General features: G+C 58.0%; 21 protein-coding genes and 2 tRNA genes. 22 read left to right on the forward strand and 1 reads right to left on the reverse strand.

The annotated features are described in order from the left end of the window. The first annotated feature begins 230 nt into the window (after positions 1 to 230). The 8 genes from grpE (at position 231) to E1573_RS19560 (ending at position 10,618) form a co-directional block, all read left to right on the forward strand. Positions 231 to 785, forward strand: a complete 555-nt coding sequence (gene grpE / locus E1573_RS19525; RefSeq protein WP_133216215.1) for a nucleotide exchange factor GrpE — start codon at positions 231 to 233, stop codon at positions 783 to 785. A 101-nt stretch (positions 786 to 886) separates the two neighbouring features. Further along, the gene (gene dnaK, locus E1573_RS19530; RefSeq protein WP_133216216.1) at positions 887 to 2,803 is read left to right on the forward strand and encodes a molecular chaperone DnaK; all 1,917 of its coding nucleotides are present in this window, start codon (positions 887 to 889) and stop codon (positions 2,801 to 2,803) included. Positions 2,804 to 3,006: 203 nt separating this feature from the next. Further along, the gene (gene dnaJ / locus E1573_RS19535) at positions 3,007 to 4,131 is read left to right on the forward strand and encodes a molecular chaperone DnaJ (RefSeq protein ID WP_133216217.1); all 1,125 of its coding nucleotides are present in this window, start codon (positions 3,007 to 3,009) and stop codon (positions 4,129 to 4,131) included. Between the two features lie 13 nt (positions 4,132 to 4,144). After that, positions 4,145 to 4,948: a 4-hydroxy-tetrahydrodipicolinate reductase gene (gene dapB / locus E1573_RS19540; RefSeq protein ID WP_133216218.1), complete on the forward strand. Its 804-nt coding sequence runs from the start codon at positions 4,145 to 4,147 to the stop codon at positions 4,946 to 4,948. Positions 4,949 to 5,251: 303 nt separating this feature from the next. Next, positions 5,252 to 6,388 carry a glutamine-hydrolyzing carbamoyl-phosphate synthase small subunit gene (gene carA / locus E1573_RS19545; protein WP_133216219.1) on the forward strand — a complete coding sequence of 379 codons (1,137 nt, stop codon included), beginning with the start codon at positions 5,252 to 5,254 and terminating at the stop codon, positions 6,386 to 6,388. Between the two features lie 102 nt (positions 6,389 to 6,490). Further along, entirely contained in the window at positions 6,491 to 9,712 is a 3,222-nt protein-coding gene (gene carB, locus E1573_RS19550; RefSeq protein ID WP_133216220.1) for a carbamoyl-phosphate synthase large subunit, read from the forward strand. Next, a complete protein-coding gene (gene greA / locus E1573_RS19555) occupies positions 9,709 to 10,191 on the forward strand; it encodes a transcription elongation factor GreA (protein ID WP_177494593.1) in 483 nt (160 codons plus the stop codon). Before carB ends, greA begins: the two co-directional genes overlap by 4 nt. Then, positions 10,169 to 10,618, forward strand: coding sequence for an MFS transporter (locus tag E1573_RS19560; protein WP_133216221.1), 450 nt, complete (start codon positions 10,169 to 10,171; stop codon positions 10,616 to 10,618). The genes greA and E1573_RS19560 overlap by 23 nt, the downstream gene beginning before the upstream one ends. A 12-nt stretch (positions 10,619 to 10,630) precedes the next feature. On the opposite strand, the gene yhbY is transcribed toward E1573_RS19560, so the two are convergent. Then, positions 10,631 to 10,939 carry a ribosome assembly RNA-binding protein YhbY gene (yhbY, locus tag E1573_RS19565; protein WP_133216222.1) on the reverse strand — a complete coding sequence of 103 codons (309 nt, stop codon included), beginning with the start codon at positions 10,937 to 10,939 and terminating at the stop codon, positions 10,631 to 10,633. A gap of 100 nt (positions 10,940 to 11,039) precedes the next feature. Here yhbY and rlmE point away from each other — a divergent pair, with 100 nt between their 5' ends. The 14 genes from rlmE (at position 11,040) to rpsO (ending at position 24,022) form a co-directional block, all read left to right on the forward strand. Continuing rightward, on the forward strand, positions 11,040 to 11,663 hold the full coding sequence (gene rlmE / locus E1573_RS19570; RefSeq protein WP_133216223.1) for a 23S rRNA (uridine(2552)-2'-O)-methyltransferase RlmE: 624 nt from the start codon (positions 11,040 to 11,042) through the stop codon (positions 11,661 to 11,663). A gap of 212 nt (positions 11,664 to 11,875) precedes the next feature. Beyond that, positions 11,876 to 13,774: an ATP-dependent zinc metalloprotease FtsH gene (gene ftsH, locus E1573_RS19575; RefSeq protein WP_133216224.1), complete on the forward strand. Its 1,899-nt coding sequence runs from the start codon at positions 11,876 to 11,878 to the stop codon at positions 13,772 to 13,774. A gap of 8 nt (positions 13,775 to 13,782) precedes the next feature. Continuing rightward, positions 13,783 to 14,634: a dihydropteroate synthase gene (gene folP, locus E1573_RS19580; RefSeq protein ID WP_133216225.1), complete on the forward strand. Its 852-nt coding sequence runs from the start codon at positions 13,783 to 13,785 to the stop codon at positions 14,632 to 14,634. 18 nt (positions 14,635 to 14,652) lie between these two features. Further along, complete coding sequence (gene glmM / locus E1573_RS19585; protein ID WP_133216226.1) at positions 14,653 to 15,993, forward strand: phosphoglucosamine mutase; 1,341 nt, start codon at positions 14,653 to 14,655, stop codon at positions 15,991 to 15,993. Positions 15,994 to 16,059: 66 nt separating this feature from the next. After that, a complete protein-coding gene (gene tpiA, locus E1573_RS19590; RefSeq protein WP_133216227.1) occupies positions 16,060 to 16,815 on the forward strand; it encodes a triose-phosphate isomerase in 756 nt (251 codons plus the stop codon). Positions 16,816 to 16,818: 3 nt separating this feature from the next. After that, positions 16,819 to 17,205 carry a preprotein translocase subunit SecG gene (secG, locus tag E1573_RS19595; protein WP_133216228.1) on the forward strand — a complete coding sequence of 129 codons (387 nt, stop codon included), beginning with the start codon at positions 16,819 to 16,821 and terminating at the stop codon, positions 17,203 to 17,205. A 19-nt stretch (positions 17,206 to 17,224) separates the two neighbouring features. Further along, positions 17,225 to 17,310, forward strand: a tRNA-Leu gene (locus E1573_RS19600). Between the two features lie 98 nt (positions 17,311 to 17,408). Further along, positions 17,409 to 17,485, forward strand: a tRNA-Met gene (locus E1573_RS19605). A 129-nt stretch (positions 17,486 to 17,614) separates the two neighbouring features. Continuing rightward, positions 17,615 to 18,073: a ribosome maturation factor RimP gene (gene rimP, locus E1573_RS19610; protein WP_165957365.1), complete on the forward strand. Its 459-nt coding sequence runs from the start codon at positions 17,615 to 17,617 to the stop codon at positions 18,071 to 18,073. Positions 18,074 to 18,132: 59 nt separating this feature from the next. Beyond that, positions 18,133 to 19,614: a transcription termination factor NusA gene (gene nusA / locus E1573_RS19615; protein WP_133216229.1), complete on the forward strand. Its 1,482-nt coding sequence runs from the start codon at positions 18,133 to 18,135 to the stop codon at positions 19,612 to 19,614. A 27-nt stretch (positions 19,615 to 19,641) separates the two neighbouring features. Continuing rightward, a complete protein-coding gene (gene infB / locus E1573_RS19620; protein WP_133216230.1) occupies positions 19,642 to 22,158 on the forward strand; it encodes a translation initiation factor IF-2 in 2,517 nt (838 codons plus the stop codon). Between the two features lie 121 nt (positions 22,159 to 22,279). Continuing rightward, positions 22,280 to 22,678: a 30S ribosome-binding factor RbfA gene (gene rbfA, locus E1573_RS19625; RefSeq protein ID WP_133216231.1), complete on the forward strand. Its 399-nt coding sequence runs from the start codon at positions 22,280 to 22,282 to the stop codon at positions 22,676 to 22,678. 3 nt (positions 22,679 to 22,681) lie between these two features. Continuing rightward, a complete protein-coding gene (gene truB / locus E1573_RS19630) occupies positions 22,682 to 23,599 on the forward strand; it encodes a tRNA pseudouridine(55) synthase TruB (RefSeq protein WP_133216232.1) in 918 nt (305 codons plus the stop codon). A 153-nt stretch (positions 23,600 to 23,752) separates the two neighbouring features. Then, the gene (gene rpsO / locus E1573_RS19635) at positions 23,753 to 24,022 is read left to right on the forward strand and encodes a 30S ribosomal protein S15 (protein WP_009404303.1); all 270 of its coding nucleotides are present in this window, start codon (positions 23,753 to 23,755) and stop codon (positions 24,020 to 24,022) included. The last annotated feature ends 121 nt before the right edge of the window (positions 24,023 to 24,143 follow it).

A 24,143-nucleotide genomic window follows, 5' to 3' on the forward strand; every position in this document is an offset into this window, starting at 1 on the left:
TGGGGCGGCTCCCAGGCGTTAAGTCTGGTTATTTATACAGTGTTTTTAAATCGGCTGACAATGCTGATATTTAGTTCAATTTGGTTATCAGGACGGCGTTCTGATCGCCAGGGGTTATGAGCGGATGTGTACAAGCTGCGCGACAGCCCTTGAACCTGGGTTTTACGACCCCATATAGGCGGCAGAAGCGCGAGTACGACTCGCTGACACCATTCGAGAGGAGAGATTTTATGGCTGACGAACAGCTGGATGAACAGAATCTGAACGCCGAAGCCACTGGCGACCAAGAGCTGAGCGCCCGCGTGCAGGTGCTCGAAGAGCAGCTGGCGGCGGCCCAGGATCAATCCCTGCGTACCGCGGCTGACCTGCAGAACGTGCGCCGTCGCGCCGAGCAAGATGTAGAAAAGGCGCACAAGTTCGCCCTGGAAAAATTCGCCGGTGACCTGCTGCCGGTCATCGACAGCCTCGAGCGTGGTCTGGAACTGTCCAGCCCGGACGACGAGAGCATTCGCCCGATGCGTGAAGGCATCGAGCTGACCCTGAAAATGTTCCACGACACCCTCAAGCGCTACAACCTTGAAGCGATTGACCCGCACGGCGAACCGTTCAACGCCGAGCAGCACCAGGCCATGGCTATGCAAGAAAGCGCCGAGGTCGAGCCTAACAGCGTGCTCAAGGTGTTCCAGAAGGGCTATCAGCTCAACGGTCGCCTGCTGCGCCCGGCCATGGTCGTGGTCAGCAAGGCCCCTGCAGCGGTTTCGCCGTCGATTGACGAGCAGGCTTGAAATCGTTTCGGGCGCCCCCATTTAGGTGTCAAGCATTCAAGTATTACCGCGGGTAGCCACCACTGCTGCGGCAACCAAATTCAAGTTTCGGGAGAGTTAACATGGGCAAAATCATCGGTATCGACTTGGGGACCACCAACTCGTGTGTCTCCATTCTGGAAAACGGCAACGTTAAAGTTATCGAAAACGCTGAAGGCGCGCGTACCACGCCGTCGATCATCGCTTACGCCAACGATGGCGAGATCCTGGTAGGTCAGTCGGCCAAGCGTCAGGCTGTCACCAACCCGCACAACACCCTGTACGCGGTAAAACGTCTGATCGGCCGTCGCTTCGAAGAAGAAGTGGTGCAGAAAGACATCCAGATGGTTCCGTACAAAATCGTCAAGGCTGACAACAACGACGCCTGGGTTGAAGTCAACGGCCAGAAAATGGCACCACCTCAGATCTCTGCCGAGATCCTGAAGAAGATGAAGAAGACTGCCGAAGACTACCTCGGCGAGCCAGTCACCGAAGCGGTCATCACCGTTCCGGCCTACTTCAACGACAGCCAGCGTCAGGCCACCAAAGATGCCGGTCGCATCGCAGGCCTGGACGTAAAACGTATCATCAACGAACCAACCGCAGCTGCACTGGCTTACGGTATGGACAAGGCTAAAGGCGATCACACCGTGATCGTTTACGACCTCGGCGGTGGTACCTTCGACGTTTCGGTTATCGAAATTGCTGAAGTTGATGGCGAGCACCAGTTCGAAGTACTGGCCACCAACGGTGACACCTTCCTCGGTGGTGAAGACTTTGACATTCGTCTGATCGACTACCTTGTCGACGAATTCAAGAAAGAAAGCGGCATGAACCTCAAAGGTGACCCGCTGGCCATGCAGCGCCTGAAAGAAGCTGCTGAAAAAGCCAAGATCGAGCTGTCTTCGAGCCAGATGACCGATGTCAACCTGCCGTACATCACTGCAGACGCCACCGGTCCTAAGCACCTGAACGTGAAGATCTCCCGCGCCAAGCTGGAGTCGCTGGTTGAAGACCTGGTTCAGCGCACCATCGAGCCATGCCGTATCGCTATGAAAGATGCCGGTATCGACGTCAGCAAGATCGACGACGTGATCCTGGTTGGCGGTCAGACCCGTATGCCGCTGGTACAGAAAGCTGTTACCGATTTCTTCGGTAAAGAAGCTCGTAAAGACGTCAACCCTGACGAAGCTGTTGCCATGGGTGCTGCGATCCAGGGTGCGGTACTGGCCGGTGACGTGAAAGACGTACTGCTGCTGGACGTCAGCCCGCTGACCCTGGGTATCGAAACCATGGGTGGCGTGATGACCGCGCTGATCGAGAAGAACACCACTATCCCGACCAAAAAGTCGCAAGTGTTCTCGACTGCCGATGACAACCAGAGCGCTGTGACCATTCACGTGCTGCAAGGTGAGCGTAAGCAGGCTGCACAGAACAAGTCCCTGGGCAAGTTCGACCTGGCCGAGATTCCACCAGCACCACGTGGCGTGCCACAGATCGAAGTAACCTTCGACATCGACGCCAACGGCATTCTGCACGTAGGCGCCAAAGACAAGGCTACTGGCAAGACTCAGTCGATCGTGATCAAGGCCAACTCCGGTCTGTCTGATGAAGAAATTCAACAGATGATCCGTGACGCTGAAGCGAACTCGGAAGAAGACCGCAAGTTCGAAGAGCTGGCCGCTGCCCGTAACCAGGGTGATGCACTGGTTCACTCGACTCGCAAAATGGTCGCTGATGCCGGTGACAAGGTCACTGCTGAAGAGAAAACCGCAATCGAGGCTGCTGTTGTTGCCCTGGAAGCCGCTGTTAAAGGCGACGACAAGGCCGCAATCGACGCCAAGGTTGAAGAGCTGTCGAAAGTGTCGGCTCCGGTTGCTCAGAAAATGTACGCCGAGCAACAGGCCGAACAGCCACAAGCTGGCGCGCAGCAGGCTGAAGAAGCTAAGCACGACGACGTCGTTGACGCTGAGTTCGAAGAAGTCAAAGACAACAAGTAATTGCTACAGGTTGTCGGCCAGCCAGCTGCGGTTTAGCAGTTGGCTGGTAGGATGTCGCCGCGCGGGGGCTTGCTCCCGCGTTGGCGTGTCTGGAATACCCGAAATTTTACAGCATCTGTCTGATCCATCTGGCGGGCGGGTGCTGGCGGCACAGCGCGGAATGCGCAGAGGTTTGCCGAACGTCCTCAAGAGTGCAAAGACTTATGGCAAAGCGTGACTATTACGAAGTTCTGGGAGTTGAGCGCGGCTCCAGTGAAGCGGACCTGAAGAAGGCCTATCGTCGTCTGGCGATGAAGCATCACCCGGACCGTAACCCTGATGACAAAGAGTCGGAAGAGAAATTCAAAGAAGCCAACGAGGCTTACGAAGTGCTCTCCGATGCCAGCAAGCGCGCAGCCTATGACCAGTATGGTCATGCGGGTGTCGATCCGAGCATGGGTGGCGGCGGTGCCGGCTTCGGTGGCGCGAACTTCTCCGACATTTTCGGTGATGTGTTCAGCGACTTCTTCGGTGGTGGCCGTGGTGGCTCGCGCGGTGGTGCCCAGCGTGGCAGCGACCTGCGTTACACCCTGGAGCTGAATCTGGAAGAAGCAGTGCGCGGTACCACCGTTAATATCCGGGTGCCGACACTGGTCAACTGCGAGCCGTGCGATGGCTCTGGTGCCAAGAAAGGTTCCTCGCCTTCGACCTGCCCGACCTGTGGCGGTATCGGCCAGGTGCGGATGCAGCAGGGCTTCTTCTCGGTCCAGCAGACCTGCCCGCGCTGCCATGGCCAGGGCAAGATCATCACTGACCCGTGCAATTCCTGCCACGGCGAAGGTCGTGTCGAAGAGTACAAAACCCTCTCGGTCAAAGTGCCGGCGGGTGTTGATACCGGCGACCGTATTCGCCTGTCTGGTGAAGGTGAAGCCGGCTCTCACGGTGGGCCGACCGGTGACCTGTACGTTGTCATCAACGTGCGCGAGCACCCGATCTTCCAGCGTGATGGCAAGCACCTGTACTGCGAAGTACCGATCAGCTACACCGATGCTGCGCTGGGTGGCGAGCTGGAAGTGCCGACGCTCGATGGTCGGGTGAAGCTGAAGATCCCGGAAGGTACCCAGACCGGCAAGCAGTTCCGCTTGCGTGGTAAAGGTGTTGCCCCGGTTCGTGGCGGCGGTGCTGGCGACCTGATGTGTCGCGTTGCGGTCGAAACTCCGGTCAACCTCAGTCGGCGTCAGCGTGAGCTGCTCGAAGAGCTGCGCGACTCGCTGGATGGTGACAGTTCCCACTCGCCCAAGGCCAATGGCTGGTTTGAAGGCGTAAAGCGCTTCTTCGGCGACTTGTAAGAAGGAATAGGGCATGCGACGTATAGCGGTAATGGGCGCGGCAGGGCGCATGGGTAAAACCCTGATTGAAGCCGTGCAGCAAACGCCAGGGGCCGGATTGACGGCGGCGATCGATCGTCCTGACAGCTCGCTGGTTGGGGCTGATGCGGGTGAGTTGGCGGCGCTGGGTCGGATCGGTGTGCTGTTGTCCGATGATCTGGCCAAGGTTGCCGATGAGTTCGACGTGTTGATCGACTTCACGCACCCGTCGGTCACCTTGAAGAACCTGGCGTTTTGCCGCAAGGCAGGCAAGGCCATGATCATCGGTACTACCGGCTTCACCGTCGAAGAAAAGCAGTTGCTGGCCGAGGCCGGTAAAGACATCCCGATCGTGTTTGCTGCCAACTTCAGCGTGGGTGTCAACCTGAGCCTGAAGCTGCTGGACATGGCTGCGCGCGTGCTGGGTGATGATGTAGATATCGAAATCATCGAAGCGCACCACCGCCATAAAGTCGATGCCCCGTCGGGGACCGCGCTGCGCATGGGTGAAGTCGTTGCCAATGCCTTGGGGCGTGACCTGCAGGAAGTGGCTGTTTATGGTCGCGAAGGCCAGACTGGCGCCCGTGATCGCAAGACCATTGGCTTTGCCACGGTCCGCGCTGGTGACGTGGTCGGTGATCACACTGTGCTGTTCGCCGCTGAGGGTGAGCGCCTGGAAATCACCCACAAGGCTTCCAGTCGCATGACCTTCGCCAAGGGGGCCGTACGTGCTGCCCTGTGGCTGGACGGTCGCGAGCCTGGCCTGTACGACATGCAAGACGTGCTCGACCTGCGTTGAGCGGGGTTTTTTCATATCTGGTGGGAGCGGGCTTGCCCCGCGATGCGATGTCACTGACAAGCTTCAATCGCGGGGCAAGCCCGCTCCTACAGGTACTTTCCCGTCCTACTGTCGCAATCCTGTGCCTTTCGGGCACATCAGTGGTAGACCAAAAAAGCGTTTTTCTGTAAGCTACAGCTTTAGTGTGTCCACTAAAAGCGCGCAGATAATTCGACGAAGAAAGCGGGGTGACGTGTCTATACGTCATTCCGCTTTTTTGCAACCTGCGATCGCCCCTTCAGGCTTTATTTTTGGGAGGTCTTCTTGACTAAGCCAGCCATACTCGCCCTTGCCGATGGCAGCATTTTTCGCGGTGAAGCCATTGGAGCCGACGGTCAGACCGTTGGTGAGGTGGTGTTCAACACCGCAATGACCGGCTATCAGGAAATCCTGACTGACCCTTCCTATGCGCAGCAAATCGTTACCCTGACTTACCCGCACATCGGCAACACCGGCACTACGCCGGAAGACGCCGAGTCCGACCGTGTCTGGTCGGCTGGCCTGGTGATTCGCGACCTGCCTCTGATTGCCAGCAACTGGCGTAACAAGCAGTCGCTGCCTGATTACCTTAAAGCCAACAATGTCGTAGCGATCGCCGGTATCGATACGCGTCGTCTGACGCGCATCCTGCGTGAGAAGGGCGCGCAGAATGGCTGCATCCTGGCTGGCGACAACATCACTGAAGAGGCCGCAATCGCAGCCGCTCGCGGTTTTCCAGGCCTCAAGGGCATGGATCTGGCGAAAGTCGTCAGCACCAAGTCCGCCTACGAATGGCGCTCCAGCGTCTGGGAACTGAAAACCGACAGCCACGCGACTGTCGACGCTGCCGAACTGCCGTACCACGTGGTTGCCTACGATTACGGCGTCAAGCTGAACATCCTGCGCATGCTGGTTGCGCGTGGTTGCCGCCTGACCGTGGTGCCTGCGCAAACCCCAGCCAGCGAAGTCCTGGCACTCAATCCTGATGGTGTGTTCCTGTCCAACGGCCCTGGCGATCCGGAGCCATGCGACTACGCCATCCAGGCCATCAAAGACATCCTCGAAACCGAAATCCCGGTGTTCGGTATCTGCCTGGGCCATCAGTTGCTGGCTCTGGCTTCCGGTGCCAAGACTGTGAAAATGGGTCATGGTCACCACGGTGCCAACCACCCGGTCCAGGATCTGGATACCGGCGTCGTGATGATCACCAGCCAGAACCACGGTTTTGCGGTCGATGAAGCCACCTTGCCAAGCAACGTGCGCGCCATTCACAAGTCGCTGTTCGACGGCACCCTGCAAGGTATCGAGCGCACCGACAAGAGCGCGTTCAGCTTCCAGGGTCACCCTGAAGCCAGCCCAGGCCCGACCGATGTCGCGCCACTGTTCGACCGTTTCATCGACGCCATGGCCAAGCGCCGCTGAGCATCTGGTGAGAAGGCCCTGAACCGGTGCAAGCCGCGTTCAGGTGCCCCCAAGAATGTTCAATGCGGCTTGCCGACTGACCTGCGGAATTGAGTGATACCCATGCCAAAACGTACAGACATTAAAAGCATCCTGATTCTCGGCGCTGGCCCGATCGTTATCGGCCAGGCCTGTGAGTTCGACTACTCCGGCGCCCAGGCCTGTAAAGCCCTGCGCGAGGAAGGCTACCGCGTCATCCTGGTTAACTCTAACCCAGCGACCATCATGACCGACCCGGCCATGGCCGACGCTACCTACATCGAGCCGATCAAATGGCAGACCGTTGCCAAGATCATCGAAAAAGAGCGCCCTGATGCGCTGCTGCCGACCATGGGTGGCCAGACTGCTCTGAACTGCGCCCTGGATCTGGAGCGCGAAGGCGTTCTGGAAAAATTCGGCGTGGAAATGATTGGTGCCAACGCTGACACCATCGACAAAGCTGAAGACCGTTCGCGCTTCGATACCGCGATGAAGGCCATTGGCCTGGAGTGCCCGCGCTCCGGCATCGCTCACAGCATGGAAGAGGCCAACGCGGTTCTCGAGAAGCTGGGCTTCCCATGCATCATCCGTCCATCCTTCACCATGGGTGGCACCGGTGGCGGTATCGCATACAACCGCGAAGAGTTCGAAGAAATCTGCGCCCGTGGTCTGGACCTGTCGCCGACCAAAGAGCTGCTGATCGACGAATCGCTGATCGGTTGGAAAGAGTACGAGATGGAAGTGGTCCGTGACAAAAAGGACAACTGCATCATCGTTTGCTCCATCGAAAACTTCGATCCGATGGGCGTGCACACCGGTGACTCGATCACCGTTGCTCCAGCGCAGACCCTGACCGACAAGGAATATCAAATCATGCGCAACGCCTCGCTGGCGGTGCTGCGTGAGATCGGCGTTGAAACCGGCGGTTCCAACGTTCAGTTCGGTATTTGCCCGAACACTGGCCGTATGGTCGTGATCGAGATGAACCCGCGTGTGTCGCGTTCCTCGGCGCTGGCTTCCAAAGCTACCGGCTTCCCGATCGCCAAAATCGCCGCCAAGCTGGCGGTTGGTTACACCCTCGACGAGCTGCAGAACGACATCACTGGCGGCCGCACTCCAGCGTCCTTCGAACCGTCGATCGACTACGTCGTTACCAAGCTGCCGCGCTTTGCCTTCGAGAAATTCCCGAAAGCCGACGCCCGCCTGACCACCCAGATGAAATCTGTGGGTGAAGTCATGGCCATCGGCCGCACCTTCCAGGAATCGCTGCAGAAAGCGCTGCGTGGTCTGGAAGTGGGTGTTTGTGGTCTGGACCCAAAAGTCGATCTGGCCAGCCCTGAAGCTACCAGCATCCTCAAGCGTGAGCTGACCGTTCCGGGTGCAGAGCGTATCTGGTACGTCGCAGACGCTATGCGCTCCGGCATGACCTGTGACGAAATCTTCGCCCTGACCGGTATCGACCACTGGTTCCTGGTGCAGATGGAAGACCTGATCAAAGAAGAAGAGAAGGTCAAAACCCTGGCCCTGTCGGCCATCGACAAAGACATGATGCTGCGCCTGAAGCGTAAAGGCTTCTCCGACCAGCGTCTGGCCAAGCTGCTGGGTATCACCGACAAGAACCTGCGTCGTCACCGCCACAAGCTGGAAGTATTCCCGGTTTACAAGCGCGTTGACACCTGCGCCGCCGAATTCGCCACCGACACCGCCTACCTGTACTCGACCTATGAGGAAGAGTGCGAGGCCAACCCGTCGACCCGCGACAAGATCATGATCCTGGGTGGTGGTCCTAACCGTATCGGCCAAGGTATCGAGTTCGACTACTGCTGCGTACACGCGGCACTGGCGCTGCGTGAAGATGGTTACGAGACCATCATGGTCAACTGCAACCCGGAAACCGTTTCAACTGACTACGACACCTCTGATCGCCTGTACTTCGAGCCGCTGACCCTGGAAGACGTGCTGGAAGTGGTGCGCGTCGAGAAGCCAAAAGGCGTGATCGTTCACTACGGTGGCCAGACTCCGCTGAAGCTGGCTCGCGCCTTGGAAGAAGCTGGCGTACCGATCATCGGTACCAGCCCGGATGCTATTGACCGCGCCGAAGACCGTGAGCGCTTCCAGCAGATGGTTCAGCGTCTGAACCTGCTGCAGCCGCCAAACGCCACCGTGCGCAGCGAAGACGAAGCCATTCGCGCCGCTGGCCAGATCGGTTACCCACTGGTTGTGCGTCCGTCCTATGTACTGGGCGGTCGAGCCATGGAGATCGTCTACGAGCTGGATGAGCTCAAGCGCTACCTGCGTGAAGCGGTACAAGTGTCCAACGACAGCCCGGTGCTGCTCGATCACTTCCTCAACTGCGCCATCGAAATGGACGTGGATGCGGTCTGCGACGGCACTGATGTGGTGATCGGCGCAATCATGCAGCACATTGAGCAAGCGGGTGTTCACTCCGGTGACTCGGCATGTTCGCTGCCGCCGTACTCGCTGCCAGCCCACGTTCAGGACGAAGTCCGCGTACAGGTCAAGAAAATGGCCCTGGAACTGGGCGTTGTCGGTCTGATGAACGTGCAGCTGGCTCTGCAGGGCGACAAGATCTACGTGATTGAAGTCAACCCGCGTGCCTCGCGTACCGTGCCTTTCGTGTCCAAGTGCATCGGCACTTCGCTGGCGATGATTGCTGCCCGCGTCATGGCTGGTAAATCGCTGAAAGAACTCGGCTTCACCCAGGAAATCATTCCTAACTTCTACAGCGTCAAGGAAGCGGTATTCCCGTTTGCCAAGTTCCCAGGGGTTGACCCGATCCTCGGCCCTGAGATGAAATCTACGGGTGAAGTCATGGGTGTCGGCGATAGCTTCGGTGAGGCCTTCGCAAAAGCTCAGATGGGTGCCAGCGAAGTGCTGCCGACCGGCGGTACTGCGTTCATCAGTGTGCGTGATGACGACAAGCCTCAAGTGGCGGGTGTTGCGCGTGACCTGATCGCCCTGGGCTTTGAAGTGGTTGCCACTGTCGGTACCGCCAAGGTTATCGAAGCGGCGGGCCTGAAAGTGCGTCGCGTGAACAAGGTGACCGAGGGCCGTCCGCATGTGGTCGACATGATCAAGAACGACGAAGTGTCGTTGATCATCAATACCACTGAAGGTCGCCAGTCGATCGCTGACTCCTACTCGATTCGTCGCAATGCGTTGCAGCACAAGATTTACTGCACCACCACCATTGCGGCCGGTGAAGCCATCTGCGAAGCGTTGAAATTCGGCCCTGAAAAGACCGTTCGTCGCTTGCAGGATCTGCATGCAGGACTCAAAGCATGAGCATTACCAAGTACCCGATGACCGTCCAGGGCGCTCGCGCCCTGGAGGAAGAGCTTCTTTTCCTGAGCAAGACCGAGCGTCCGCGTTTGAGTCAGGCAATCGGTGAAGCCCGTGAGCTGGGCGACCTCAAGGAAAACGCTGAGTACCATGCTGCCCGCGAAGAGCAAGGCATGGTCGAGGCGCGTATCCGTGATATCGAAGGTCGTCTGCAGAACTCGGTCGTGATCGATGTGACCACCATTGCCCATACCGGCAAGGTCATCTTCGGTACCACCGTAGACCTGGAAAACACCGAAACCGGCGATCAGGTGACTTACCAGATCGTTGGCGAAGACGAAGCCGACATCAAGAAAGGCAAGCTCTCGGCCAGTGCACCAATCGCCCGCGCCATTATCGGCAAGGAAGAGGGTGACGCTGTCGTCGTCAAGACGCCAAGTGGCACGGTCGAGTACGAGATTGTCGAAGTCAAACACATCTGACCGGCGCCTGCAGGCGCCAACCCTCGAGGGTATCCTCTGGCAGCTGGCCCAGGTTTTCTGGGTTGGCGGCCTGTGGGTGTTTCATGTGGGGTTGGTGCCGGCGCTGAAAGTCAGTGGTCTGGCGCCGCTATTGGTGCAGGACGTTGCTGTGCAGATTGACCGCTGGTTGATCGGCGTAGCTGCAGTCGGCCTGTTGACCCAGTTGGCGGTGTTGGTGAGGTTGCGTGGAGTGGCTGCCTGGTGGCAGACATTCAGCGGCCAGATGCTGCTGGTGGGGTTTGCCGCCTGCGTCGGCTACTACACCTTGCGCTACGGTATTTCCGTCGGAGAGCGTTGGCAGATGTTCTGCTTCGTGATCCTGGGGATCAGCGGTATCGTGCTGGCGGCTCAGCCAGTCCCGACCAGGGCGCGTGATTCGCGCCGCTGATCGGAGCCACTGTTACTTGTAACGGTGGATGTTGGACAGTTGCTTGTTCGGTTGTGGGTTCTTGCGGTACAGCAGCACCATCTTGCCGATGATCTGAACTTGCTCTGCGCGACCGACCTTGCTCAGTTCGTCCATCACGGCCTTGCGCTCTTCGCGATCTTCGAGCTTGACCTGGACCTTGATCAGTTCATGATCAGCCAGGGCACGCTCCAGTTCGGCGAGGACACCTTCGGTCAAGCCATTGCCCGCCACGATCAGAACCGGCTTCAGGTCGTGACCAATGGATTTGTACTGTTTCTTCTGCTCGTTATTGAGCGGCATAATCTGACCCTTTGTCTGATTCTGTAAAAATGGCGGCCATTTTACCCGAGGGCCCGTGGATCCGCCCAGTTAATCACGACCCTTATCATCGAGGTGCCCAGTGGCGCGTTCCAAGACAAGCAAAAAGTGGCTGGAAAGGCATGTCAGCGACCCCTATGTGAAACAGGCACAGAAGGACGGTTACCGCTCGCGTGCGAGCTACAAGCTTCTGGAAGTTCAGGAAAAATACAAGCTGATCCGTCCAGGCATGAGCGTCGTTGACCTCGGCGCAGCCCCGGGTGGCTGGTCGCAGGTGACCAGTCGTCTGATCGGCGGTCAGGGCCGCCTGATTGCCTCGGACATCCTGGAAATGGACAGCATTCCCGACGTTACCTTCATCCAGGGTGACTTTACCCAGGATGAAGTGCTGGCGCAGATTCTTGAGGCGGTAGGTAATTCGCACGTAGACCTTGTGATTTCCGACATGGCCCCCAATATGAGTGGAACGCCTGCCGTGGATATCCCCAAGGCCATGTTTCTGTGCGAACTGGCGCTCGATCTGGCTACCCGGGTACTCAAGCCGGGCGGTGATTTCCTGATCAAGATCTTCCAGGGCGAAGGGTTTGATGTTTACCTGAAGGACGCTCGTCAGAAATTCGACAAGGTCCAGATGTTCAAACCTGACTCTTCACGGGACAGTTCCCGCGAACAGTACTTGCTGGCACGGGGTTATCGCGGCGAGTAAGGCTTCAGGCCGGTGACTTTCAGGGTAACCGATAGTATTTTCCAATCGGCTGTCCTGCCTGACCTGGGTGAACATCGTGTAGTCTAGGTTTCACAAAGGGTTACAGACGGCGCCTGCAGATGTGTAGGTAATGTAGTAAGTTAGGCCGGTGAATATCATGCGAGGCACGGCTGCGCCGTCAGCCGGCTTCAGAGGGTAGCTAATTGAACGATATGGCAAAGAACTTGATCCTGTGGTTGATCATCGCGGCTGTCCTGGTGACAGTGATGAACAACTTCTCCAGCCCGAATGAGCCACAGACCCTCAACTATTCCGACTTCATTCAGCAGGTCAAGGACGGCAAGGTCGAGCGCGTAGCGGTCGACGGCTATGTCATTACCGGCAAACGTACCGATGGCGACAGCTTCAAGACCATCCGTCCAGCCATTCAGGACAACGGTCTGATTGGCGACCTGGTCGACAACCATGTTGTGGTCGAAGGCAAGCAGCCTGAGCAGCAGTCCATCTGGACCCAGCTGCTGGTAGCCAGCTTCCCGATCCTGGTGATCATCGCCGTATTCATGTTCTTCATGCGCCAGATGCAAGGCGGTGCAGGCGGCAAGGGCGGGCCGATGAGCTTTGGTAAGAGCAAGGCTCGGCTGTTGTCCGAAGATCAGGTGAAAACCACCCTGGCCGACGTTGCAGGTTGCGACGAAGCCAAGGAAGAAGTGGGTGAGTTGGTCGAATTCCTGCGCGATCCGGGCAAGTTCCAACGCCTGGGTGGTCGTATTCCTCGCGGTGTGCTGATGGTCGGCCCGCCAGGTACCGGTAAAACCCTGCTGGCCAAGGCCATTGCTGGTGAGGCCAAGGTGCCGTTTTTCACCATCTCTGGTTCTGACTTCGTTGAAATGTTCGTGGGTGTTGGTGCAAGCCGCGTCCGTGACATGTTCGAGCAGGCCAAGAAACACGCGCCGTGCATTATCTTCATCGACGAGATCGACGCCGTTGGTCGCCATCGTGGCGCTGGCATGGGTGGCGGTCACGACGAACGTGAGCAGACCCTCAACCAGTTGCTGGTAGAGATGGACGGCTTCGAAATGAATGACGGCATCATTGTCATTGCTGCAACCAACCGTCCGGACGTTCTCGACCCAGCGTTGCTGCGTCCTGGTCGTTTCGACCGTCAGGTTGTGGTCGGCTTGCCGGATATCCGCGGTCGCGAACAGATCCTCAAAGTACACATGCGTAAAGTGCCGGTTGGCGAAAACGTCAATCCTGCGGTCATTGCGCGTGGCACCCCTGGTTTCTCCGGTGCCGACCTTGCCAACTTGGTCAACGAAGCTTCGCTGTTTGCTGCTCGCGCAAGTAAACGCGTTGTAGAAATGAAAGAGTTCGAGCTGGCCAAAGACAAGATCATGATGGGCGCTGAGCGCAAAACCATGGTCATGTCCGAAAAAGAGAAACGCAATACCGCTTACCACGAAGCTGGTCACGCCATTGTTGGTCGCGTTGTGCCTGAGCATGACCCGGTCTACAAGGTGTCGATCATTCCGCGTGGCCGTGCCCTGGGTGTCACCATGTTCCTCCCTGAAGAGGATCGTTACAGCCTGTCCAAGCGCGCACTGATCAGCCAGATCTGTTCGTTGTACGGCGGCCGTATTGCCGAGGAAATGACTCTTGGCTTTGACGGCGTGACCACCGGTGCCTCCAACGACATCATGCGGGCCAGTCAGATCGCCCGGAACATGGTTACCAAGTGGGGCCTTTCTGAGAAGCTCGGCCCGTTGATGTACGCTGAAGAAGAGGGTGAAGTGTTCCTCGGTCGCAGTGCAGGCTCGCAGCATGCCAGTGTCTCGGGTGAAACGGCCAAACTGATCGACTCCGAAGTGCGCAGCATCATTGATCAGTGCTACGCCACCGCCAAGCAGATCCTTACGGACAACCGTGACAAGCTTGATGCGATGGCCGATGCGTTGATGAAGTACGAGACCATTGATGCCGAGCAGATCGACGACATCATGGCGGGGCGTACTCCACGCGAACCGCGTGATTGGGAAGATGGCTCGGGCACTCCTGCTCCGCAGAGTGATCGTCCGGAATCGCCAATCGGCGGCCCAGCGGCGCAAATCTAAGGGCTCCTATGACGTCACAGCAGTACCCAACCCGGTTGCCTTGCGGCAACCGGGTTCTTGATTTGTCTCGTACCCATGTCATGGGTATCCTCAATATCACCCCTGATTCCTTCTCCGATGGCGGACGCTTCAATCAGCGTGATGCTGCCTTGCGCCATGCCGAAGCAATGGTAGCGGCGGGCGCAACCCTGATCGATATCGGCGGCGAGTCCACACGCCCTGGTGCCAGGGCGGTTTCCGTGCTTGAAGAGTTGGAGCGCGTAGCGCCCATGGTTGAAGCCATCAACCGCGAGCTGGATGTGGTCATCTCGGTCGATACTTCGACCCCGGCGGTCATTCGCGAGTCGGCCAGGCTTGGTGCCGGGCTGATCAACGATGTCCGTTCGCTCAGCCGCGATGGCGCGCTGGATGCGGCAGCGGCGACCGGTTTGCCGGTGTGCTTGATGCATATGCGCGGCGAGCCGGGCGACATGCAAGACAATCCTCATTACGAAGATGTCACCAGCGAAGTGGCGAGCTATCTTGAACAACGGATGGCAGCGTGTGCAGCGGTGGGCATCGATGCTGAGCGGATCATCCTCGATCCGGGCTTCGGTTTTGCCAAGACCCTTGCGCACAACCTCAGTCTGTTTAAGCACATGGAGTCTCTGTATCGATTGGGGCGTCCGTTGTTGGTGGGCGTTTCACGCAAGAGCATGATCGGGCAAACCCTGGATCGTCCGGTCGAACAACGACTCTACGGCAGCCTGGCACTGGCTGCATTGGCGATGACTAAAGGGGCGAGCATCCTGCGCGTTCATGATGTCGCTGAAACCGCCGATGTAGTGCGAATGATTGCCGCGGTTCAAGCCGCCGAATAAAAGTGTGATGGAGCATCTATGAGCAGAAAATACTTTGGTACCGACGGCATCCGTGGCCGCGTCGGCGAATACCCGATCACACCTGACTTTATGCTCAAGCTCGGCTGGGCTGCCGGTATGGCGTTCCGAAAGCAGGGTGCTTGCCGGGTTCTGGTGGGTAAAGACACACGAATTTCCGGTTACATGTTTGAGTCTGCCCTGGAGGCTGGTTTGTCCGCTGCAGGCGCAGATGTGATGCTGCTCGGGCCGATGCCAACCCCGGCCATTGCCTATCTGACACGTACTTTCCACGCCGAAGCCGGCATTGTCATCAGTGCTTCGCATAACCCGCACGATGACAACGGCATCAAGTTTTTCTCCGGTCAGGGCACCAAGCTGCCAGATGAAGTCGAGAAAATGATCGAAGAATTGCTCGATCAGCCGATGACTGTGGTGGAGTCGAGCAAGCTCGGTAAAGTGTCGCGCATCAATGACGCCGCTGGTCGCTACATCGAATTCTGTAAAAGCAGTGTGCCAACCAGCACCGATTTTGCCGGCCTCAAGCTGGTGGTCGATTGTGCGCATGGGGCTACCTACAAAGTGGCGCCAAGCGTGTTCCGTGAGCTCGGCGCCAGTGTCACTGTGCTGTCGGCGCAGCCGGATGGTCTGAATATCAACGAAAACTGCGGCTCGACCCACATCGAGTCGCTGCAGGCGGCGGTTCTGGTCGGCCATGCCGATCTGGGTATTGCCTTTGATGGCGACGGCGACCGGGTGCTGATGGTAGACCATACCGGGGCAATCGTTGATGGTGATGAGTTGCTGTACATCATCGCTCGCGACCTGCAAGAGCGCGGCAAACTTCAGGGTGGGGTGGTTGGCACCCTGATGAGCAACCTGGGCCTGGAGCTGGCGCTGAAAGATCTCGACATTCCGTTCGTTCGCGCCAAGGTGGGCGACCGCTATGTGATGGCCGAGCTGTTGGAGCGCGAGTGGGTGCTCGGGGGCGAGAACTCCGGGCATGTGGTGTGCTTCAACCACACCACCACGGGCGATGCGATCATTGCCGCGCTGCAGGTGCTGATGGCCCTCAAGCGCCGTGATGAGACGCTTGCTCATGCGCGCCAGGGGTTGCGCAAGTGCCCGCAAGTGCTGATCAATGTGCGCTTTGGTGCAAGCAAGGTTGACCCGCTGGAGCATCCGGCGGTGAAGGAAGCCAGCGCCCGGGTAACCGAGGAAATGGCTGGGCGTGGTCGCGTGTTGTTGCGCAAGTCCGGAACAGAGCCGCTGGTGCGTGTAATGGTCGAAGGTGACGACGAAAGTCAGGTTCGCGCGCACGCTGAAGCCCTGGCAAAACTGGTAAGTGAAGTTTGCGTTTGAAATACGCTTGCCAGCAGTGATCGGGTTGGGTAACATCTGCGCCCACTTTGACCGACGAGGTAAAGCATGCGTCGCCCTATGGTAGCTGGTAACTGGAAGATGCACGGTACCCGCGCCAGCGTCGCTGAGCTGATCAAGGGTTTGAGTAATCAGACCTTGCCGAGCGGTGTTGAGGTCGCGGTGTTTCCTCCCTTGCTGTACATCAACCAGGTGGTTGAAGGGTTGCAAGGAAAGTCGATCGCCGTTGGCGCTCAGAATTCTGCGGTACAGCCTGAACAAGGCGCATTGACCGGTGAAATTGCACCGAGTCAGTTGGTTGAGTCAGGTTGCGAACTGGTACTGATTGGGCACTCGGAGCGCCGCCAGATCATTGGCGAGAGTGATGAGGTTCTCAATCGCAAGTTCGCTGCGGCACAGGCTTGTGGTTTGAAGCCAGTGCTCTGTGTAGGGGAAACCCTCGAAGAGCGCGAAGCGGGTAAGACGCTAGAGATTGTTGGGCGTCAGTTGGACAGCGTCATCGAAGCATTCGGTGTCGGTGTTTTCGCCAATGCGGTGATTGCCTATGAGCCTGTATGGGCCATCGGTACAGGGCTGACAGCCTCGCCACAGCAGGCTCAGGATGTGCATAAGGCCATTCGTGAGCAGCTGGCGGCAGCGGATCCTGAAGTTGCGAAGAATGTGCGGCTTCTATACGGCGGCAGCGTGAAGGCGGCCAATGCGGCTGAGCTGTTCGGCATGCCGGATATCGATGGGGGCCTGATTGGTGGGGCTTCCCTGAACGCAGACGAATTCGGTGCAATTTGTCGCGCCGCAGGAAACTGAAAAATGCTGGAAACAGTGATCGTTGTGTTTCATCTGTTGGGCGCACTGGGTTTGGTAGTGCTGGTGTTGCTGCAACAGGGTAAAGGTGCGGAAGCGGGTGCATCTTTCGGCGCAGGTGCTTCAAATACTGTGTTCGGAAGCCAAGGTTCTGCTACCTTTCTGAGTAAGTTTACTGCTATACTAGCTGCCTCTTTCTTCTTAACTGCTCTTGGGTTAGGATACTTTGCTAAAGAGAAAGCTCATGAGCTGACTCAAGTAGGGTTGCCAGATCCAGCGGTACTTGAAGTGAAGCAGCAAAAACCGGCAACAGATGATGTACCGGTGCTCCAGGAGCAGAAGGGCGAAGCCACTAACACTGGCGATGTTCCTCCAGCTCAAGAGCAGAAGTAACGGGTTTCAAAGTAGTATTGCCGAGGTGGTGGAATTGGTAGACACGCAACCTTGAGGTGGTTGTGCCCATAGGGTGTAGGGGTTCGAGTCCCCTTCTCGGTACCAATTGAAACAAGATAGCCCGCTACAGCGGGCTTTCTTGTAGGTGGAGGTTAGATTGACCCTCTATAGGGTTCGGTCGTATACTTTCGCCCCAGCTTTGTCGCGGGGTGGAGCAGTCTGGTAGCTCGTCGGGCTCATAACCCGAAGGTCGTTGGTTCAAATCCAGCCCCCGCAACCAGTTTCAGCGGAGCCCCTTTTTCAGGGGCTTTTTCTTGGCTGAACAGTCATAACGCCGGTATTCAACGGCGTATCAGGGATGGGCGCTTTGCCCATTTTTTATTTGCATAGCATGCACGAGGGGGTTCAGGTGTCGAGCAAGCTAGAACAGTTGCAGGCCTTGTTGGCCCCGGTGGTCGAGGCTCTTGGCTATCAATGCTGGGGGATCGAATTCATCTCTCAAGGCAAACATTCGGTCCTGCGTATCTATATCGATAAAGAGGACGGCATTTTGGTTGATGACTGCGCAATCGTCAGTCACCAAGCCAGCGCCATTCTTGATGTAGAAGATCCAATTTCTTCCGAATATACCCTTGAAGTGTCCTCTCCTGGCATGGATCGCCCACTGTTCACTTTGGAACAGTACGCTTCGCATGCCGGCGAACAAGTGAAGATCAAGCTGCGCACGCCCTTTGAAGGTCGTCGTAACTTTCAGGGCCTTCTCCGCGGCGTGGAGGACCAGGATGTGGTTGTTCAGGTAGACAACCAAGAATTCCTGTTGCCGATCGATTCGATCGACAAGGCCAACATTATTCCCAGTTTTGACTGAGACGTGCCGGATCTCGCGGACCGCGCGGATCCAATGGCTTGCGAAAGGCGAGGCGTACGATGAGCAAAGAAGTACTGCTGGTTGTTGAGTCGGTATCCAACGAAAAGGGCGTACCGGCCGGCGTAATTTTTGAAGCGCTGGAAGTGGCACTGGCCACTGCAACCAAAAAACGTTTTGACGACGAAGTCGACCTGCGTGTGGAAATCAACCGCCACACCGGTAGCTATGAAACCTTCCGTCGCTGGACAGTCGTCGAGGAAAAGGATCTGGACGATCCGGCTATTGAAGTTTGGCCGGCCAAGATCAAAGACACTCACCCTGAGGCTAAAGTCGGCGACGTGATCGAAGAGAAGATCGAGTCGATCGAATTCGGCCGTATTGCTGCCCAGACCGCCAAGCAAGTCATTGTCCAGAAGGTCCGTGAAGCCGAGCGCGCTCAAGTGGTCGATGCTTACCGCGAGCGTCTGGGTGAGATCATCTCCGGTACCGTCAAGAAGGTCACGCGTGACAACGTCATCGTTGACCTGGGCAACAACGCCGAGGCGCTGCTTGCTCGTGAAGATATCATCTCCCGCGAGACATTCCGGGTCGGTGTGCGCCTGCGCGCCCTGCTCAAGGAAATCCGCACCGAGAACCGTGGCCCGCAGCTGATCCTGTCGCGTACTGCGCCGCAGATGCTGATCGAACTGTTCCGCATCGAAGTGCCGGAAATCGCCGAGGGCCTGATCGAAGTCATGGCCGCGTCCCGTGATCCGGGTTCGCGTGCCAAAATCGCCGTACGCTCCAAAGACAAGCGCATTGACCCGCAAGGTGCCTGTATCGGCATGCGTGGTTCGCGCGTCCAGGCAGTGTCCGGTGAACTGGGCGGCGAACGTGTAGATATCGTCCTGTGGGACGACAACCCTGCACAGTTCGTCATCAACGCAATGTCGCCGGCTGAAGTCGCGGCGATCATCGTCGATGAAGATGCCCACGCCATGGACATCGCTGTGGGTGCAGACAACCTGGCCCAGGCGATTGGTCGTGGTGGCCAAAACGTGCGTCTTGCCAGCCAGTTGACCGGCTGGACCCTGAACGTGATGACCGAATCGGACATCCAGGCCAAGCAGCAAGCTGAAACCGGTGACATCCTGCGCAACTTCATCGACGAGCTGGAAGTCGACGAAGAGCTGGCACAGGTGCTGGTCGATGAAGGCTTCACCAGCCTGGAAGAGATTGCCTACGTACCGTTGGAAGAAATGCTCAACATCGACGGCTTTGACGAGGAAATCGTCAATGAGCTTCGTGCTCGCGCCAAGGATCGCTTGTTGACCAAAGCCATCGCTACTGAGGAAAAGCTGGCAGACGCCCATCCGGCCGAAGACCTGCTCTCGCTTGAGGGTATGGACAAGGATCTGGCGGCGGAACTGGCGGTGCGCGGCGTAGTTACCCGCGAAGACCTGGCCGAGCAGTCGATTGACGACCTGCTCGACATCGACGGCATCGACGAAGAGCGTGCCGGCAAGTTGATCATGGCCGCCCGAGCCCACTGGTTCGAGTAATTAGGCGCGGCCTGAGGAGAGAAGTGCATGACGCAAGTCACGGTGAAAGAATTGGCCCAAGAGGTCGCTGCACCGGTAGAGCGCCTGCTGCAGCAGATGCGTGAGGCAGGTCTGCCGCACACCGACGCCGGTCAGGTAGTGACCGACAATGAGAAGCAGGCTCTGCTGGCTCATTTGAAGAGCAGCCACAAGGCGAAAGTGGAAGAACCGCGCAAGATTACCTTGCAGCGCAAGACCACCAGCACCCTGCGTGTTGCCGGTAGCAAAAGCATCAGCGTAGAAGTACGCAAGAAGAAGGTATTCGTTCAGCGCAGCCCGGAAGAAATCCAGGCCGAGCAGAAGCGTGAGCTGGAAGAGCGCCGTGCAGCCGAGAATGCTGCGCGTGAAAAAGCCGACGCTGAAGCACGTCAACGTGCCGAAGAAGAAGCCCGCCGTCAGGCTCCGGCCGCACCAGCAGCCCCTGCTGCACCTGCGGCTGCTGCTCCGGTTGCCCCGGCGCCTGCCCCGGTGATCGAGGCTGCCGAAGCCGCTCCGGCGCCGGTTGCCGAGCGCAAGAAAGACGATGCGCGTCGCAACGACAAGTCGCGTGACGAAGAGCGTCGTGGCGGTGAGCGCCGCAACGAAGCACCGCGCGTTTCGGTCAAGGTCAAGGAAAAGGAAAAGGCGCCAACGCCGCGTGCTGCTCCGCGTACCACCGACGAGGAAAGCGATGGCTTCCGTCGCGGCGGTCGTGGCAAAAGCAAGCCGAAGAAGCGTAACGCCCACGGCTTCCAGAGCCCGACTGGCCCAGTCATTCGTGACGTGCAGATCGGCGAGACCATCACGGTTTCCGACCTGGCGAACCAGATGTCCGTCAAGGGCGCCGAAGTCGTCAAGTTCATGTTCAAGCTGGGTACTCCAGTCACCATCAACCAGGTGCTCGACCAGGAGACCGCACAGCTGGTCGCCGAAGAGCTGGGCCACAAGGTCACCCTGATCAGCGACACCGCCCTGGAAGACTCCCTGGCTGAATCGCTGAAGTTTGAAGGCGAGACCGAGACCCGTGCACCGGTTGTGACCGTAATGGGTCACGTTGACCATGGTAAAACCTCGCTGCTCGACTATATCCGTCGTGCCAAGGTCGCTGCCGGCGAAGCCGGTGGTATCACCCAGCACATCGGTGCTTACCACGTAGAAACCGACCGCGGTATGGTCACGTTCCTCGACACCCCGGGCCACGCAGCGTTTACCGCCATGCGTGCACGTGGTGCCAAGGCCACCGACATCGTGATCCTCGTGGTCGCGGCGGACGATGGTGTGATGCCGCAAACCCGTGAAGCTGTCCAGCACGCCAAGGCTGCTGGTGTTCCACTGGTTGTTGCAGTGAACAAGATCGACAAGCCAGGTGCTGACCTCGATCGCATCCGTAACGAACTGTCCGTCGAAGGCGTAACGTCTGAGGACTGGGGTGGAGACACGCCGTTCGTCAAGGTTTCCGCGAAGATGGGTACTGGTGTCGACGAACTGCTCGAAGCGGTACTGCTGCAAGCCGAGATCCTTGAGCTCAAGGCCACCCCATCGGCTCCAGGCCGTGGTGTTGTCGTTGAATCGCGTCTGGACAAAGGCCGCGGTCCAGTAGCTACCGTGCTGGTTCAAGACGGTACCCTGCGTCAGGGCGATATGGTTCTGTGTGGTTCGAACTACGGCCGTGTACGTGCCATGCTCGACGAAAACGGCAAGCCTGTTAAAGAAGCCGGCCCAGCCATTCCGGTCGAGATCCTCGGCCTGGACGGTACCCCGGATGCGGGTGACGAGCTGTCGGTAGTGGCGGACGAGAAGAAAGCCCGTGAAGTTGCCCTGTTCCGTCAAGGCAAGTTCCGTGAAGTCAAACTGGCTCGCGCACATGCTGGCAAACTCGAAAACATCTTCGAGAGCATGGGCCAGGAAGAGAAGAAGACCCTCAACATCGTTCTCAAGACCGATGTACGAGGCACGCTCGAAGCGCTGCAGGGCTCCCTGGGTGGCCTGGGCAACGACGAAGTGCAGGTGCGTGTGATCGGCGGCGGTGTCGGTGGTATCACCGAAAGCGACGCTAACCTGGCACTGGCTTCCAATGCAGTACTGTTCGGCTTCAACGTGCGTGCCGATGCCGGCGCGCGCAAGATCGTCGAACAGGAAGGTCTGGATATGCGTTACTACAACGTGATCTACGACATCATTGAAGACGTCAAGAAAGCCCTCACCGGTATGCTCGGTAGCGATGTCCGCGAGAACATCCTGGGCGTTGCCGAAGTGCGTGACGTGTTCCGTTCGCCGAAGTTCGGCGCCATCGCTGGCTGTATGGTCATCGAGGGTACCGTGTACCGCAACCGTCCGATCCGCGTACTGCGCGAAGACGTGGTGATCTTCGAAGGCGAGCTGGAATCGCTGCGTCGCTTCAAAGACGATGCCTCCGAAGTGCGTAACGGCATGGAGTGCGGTATCGGCGTGAAGAGCTACAACGACGTCAAAGTCGGCGACAAGATCGAAGTCTTCGAGAAAGTCCAAGTGGCTCGTACGCTCTAAGCATCGAGCATGGGAGATGCGAAACGCCCGTCACACGGCGGTCGTCAGCGCCTCTGAACGCAACGCCCGATCAGGCCTCCGCCTGGTCGGGCGTTTGCCGCTTTAGTTACAGGTAGCAAAAATGGCAAAAGAATATAGCCGTACCCAACGCATTGGCGATCAGATGCAGCGTGAGCTGGCGCAATTGATTCGTCGCGAAGTCAAAGATCCACGTGTCGGCCTGGTGACCATCACCGCTGTCGACGTTAGCCGCGATGTTGGTCACGCCAAGGTGTACATCACTGTGATGGGCGCGGACGGTACTGAAGACATCAAGCAAAGCCTCAAGGTGCTCAACGCCGCTGCAGGTTTCCTGCGTATGCAATTGGGCAAGGAAATGAAATTGCGCAGCGTGCCGCAACTGCACTTCCATTACGACGAAAGCGTTACCCGCGGTGCCCACCTGTCGGCACTGATCGAGCGTGCAGTTGCCGAAGACAACCTGCACCAGGACGCCGATACTCCGGACACCAAGGAGTAAGCGGTGGCCCAGGTCAAACGAATTCGTCGTAACGTCAGCGGTATCATTCTGCTCGACAAGCCGTTGGGCTTTACTTCCAACGCTGCCTTGCAGAAGGTTCGCTGGCTCCTCAATGCCGAGAAGGCCGGCCATACCGGCAGTCTCGACCCGTTGGCCAGTGGCGTGCTGCCACTGTGCTTCGGTGAGGCCACCAAGTTTTCCCAGTACCTGCTCGACTCCGACAAGGGGTACGAGACGGTGATGCAACTGGGGCAGACCACCACCACGGGCGACGCCGAAGGTGAGGTGCTGCAAACCCGCGATGTGACCGTTGGTCGCGCCGAAATTGAAGCGGTTCTGCCACAATTTCGTGGTGAAATCAGTCAGATACCGCCGATGTACTCGGCCCTCAAGCGCGATGGTCAGCCGTTGTACAAGCTGGCGCGTGCAGGGGAAGTAGTGGAGCGTGAAGCGCGTTCTGTTACTATTAACCGCTTGGAGCTGCTCGAGTGCGACGGCACCCGGGTTCGCCTCTCGGTTGGTTGCAGTAAAGGTACCTACATCCGCACTCTGGTCGAAGACATCGGCGAGCTGTTGGGATGTGGCGCCTATGTTGCCGAATTGCGTCGTACTCACGCCGGGCCGTTCGAGCTGGCACAGACCGTGACCCTCGAAGAACTCGAAGCGGTCCACGCTGAAGGTGGCAATGAAGCGGTAGATCGCTTCCTGATGCCTTCCGACAGCGGTCTGCAAGACTGGCCTTTGCTGCAGTTCTCCGAGCACAGTGCGTTTTACTGGCTGCATGGTCAGCCGGTCAGAGCCCCCGATGCGCCGAAGTTCGGTATGGTCCGGGTGCAAGATCACAACGGTCGCTTCATCGGTATCGGTGAAGTGAGCGAAGACGGGCGCATTGCGCCACGTCGACTGATTCGGTCGGAATGATCGAAACCTTCAGTAGCAGGCTACGGCCTGGTGCTGGTGGTAAAGAGGATGGCTGTTAATAGGCATGGTCATGCCTCACTTTATGAATACAGGGATTTGTCCCTGGCCTATTGGAAACCGTTTGTTCGGTTTCCCTTGATTTGGAGAAGCCAGATGGCACTCAGCGTTGAAGAAAAAGCTCAGATCGTTGCCGACTACCAGCAAGCTGCCGGTGACACCGGTAGCCCAGAAGTGCAAGTTGCACTGCTGACCGCCAACATCAACAAGCTGCAAGGCCACTTCAAGGCCAACGGCAAAGACCACCACTCCCGTCGTGGTCTGATCCGTATGGTTAACCAGCGTCGTAAGCTGCTGGACTACCTGAAGGGCAAAGACACCACTCGTTACAGCGCCCTGATCGGTCGCCTGGGTCTGCGTCGCTAATAGCGGCCTGGCCAGTGGTGTGCACGGCGTGCTGCATTCATCGCTTCCGGTGCCTGGCATCGGAAGCGATGAGCACGCCGCGCGTATCTATGAGGTTGGCTGTCTGTCTCGTCTGAGCGGT

Source organism: Pseudomonas sp. H9 (assembly GCF_004353925.1).
Taxonomy (GTDB): domain Bacteria; phylum Pseudomonadota; class Gammaproteobacteria; order Pseudomonadales; family Pseudomonadaceae; genus Aquipseudomonas.

Excerpts from the sequence above, each read along its gene's own strand:
- dnaK (WP_133216216.1), top strand. The coding sequence starts at position 887 with ATGGGCAAAATCATCGGTATCGACTTGGGGACCACCAACTCGTGTGTC.
- ftsH (WP_133216224.1), top strand. The coding sequence starts at position 11,876 with ATGGCAAAGAACTTGATCCTGTGGTTGATCATCGCGGCTGTCCTGGTG.
- rbfA (WP_133216231.1), top strand. The coding sequence starts at position 22,280 with ATGGCAAAAGAATATAGCCGTACCCAACGCATTGGCGATCAGATGCAG.
- carB (WP_133216220.1), top strand. The coding sequence starts at position 6,491 with ATGCCAAAACGTACAGACATTAAAAGCATCCTGATTCTCGGCGCTGGC.
- glmM (WP_133216226.1), top strand. The coding sequence starts at position 14,653 with ATGAGCAGAAAATACTTTGGTACCGACGGCATCCGTGGCCGCGTCGGC.
- yhbY (WP_133216222.1), bottom strand. The coding sequence starts at position 10,939 with ATGCCGCTCAATAACGAGCAGAAGAAACAGTACAAATCCATTGGTCAC.
- tpiA (WP_133216227.1), top strand. The coding sequence starts at position 16,060 with ATGCGTCGCCCTATGGTAGCTGGTAACTGGAAGATGCACGGTACCCGC.
- dnaJ (WP_133216217.1), top strand. The coding sequence starts at position 3,007 with ATGGCAAAGCGTGACTATTACGAAGTTCTGGGAGTTGAGCGCGGCTCC.
- nusA (WP_133216229.1), top strand. The coding sequence starts at position 18,133 with ATGAGCAAAGAAGTACTGCTGGTTGTTGAGTCGGTATCCAACGAAAAG.
- rpsO (WP_009404303.1), top strand. The coding sequence starts at position 23,753 with ATGGCACTCAGCGTTGAAGAAAAAGCTCAGATCGTTGCCGACTACCAG.
- dapB (WP_133216218.1), top strand. The coding sequence starts at position 4,145 with ATGCGACGTATAGCGGTAATGGGCGCGGCAGGGCGCATGGGTAAAACC.
- grpE (WP_133216215.1), top strand. The coding sequence starts at position 231 with ATGGCTGACGAACAGCTGGATGAACAGAATCTGAACGCCGAAGCCACT.
- greA (WP_177494593.1), top strand. The coding sequence starts at position 9,709 with ATGAGCATTACCAAGTACCCGATGACCGTCCAGGGCGCTCGCGCCCTG.
- infB (WP_133216230.1), top strand. The coding sequence starts at position 19,642 with ATGACGCAAGTCACGGTGAAAGAATTGGCCCAAGAGGTCGCTGCACCG.
- folP (WP_133216225.1), top strand. The coding sequence starts at position 13,783 with ATGACGTCACAGCAGTACCCAACCCGGTTGCCTTGCGGCAACCGGGTT.
- secG (WP_133216228.1), top strand. The coding sequence starts at position 16,819 with ATGCTGGAAACAGTGATCGTTGTGTTTCATCTGTTGGGCGCACTGGGT.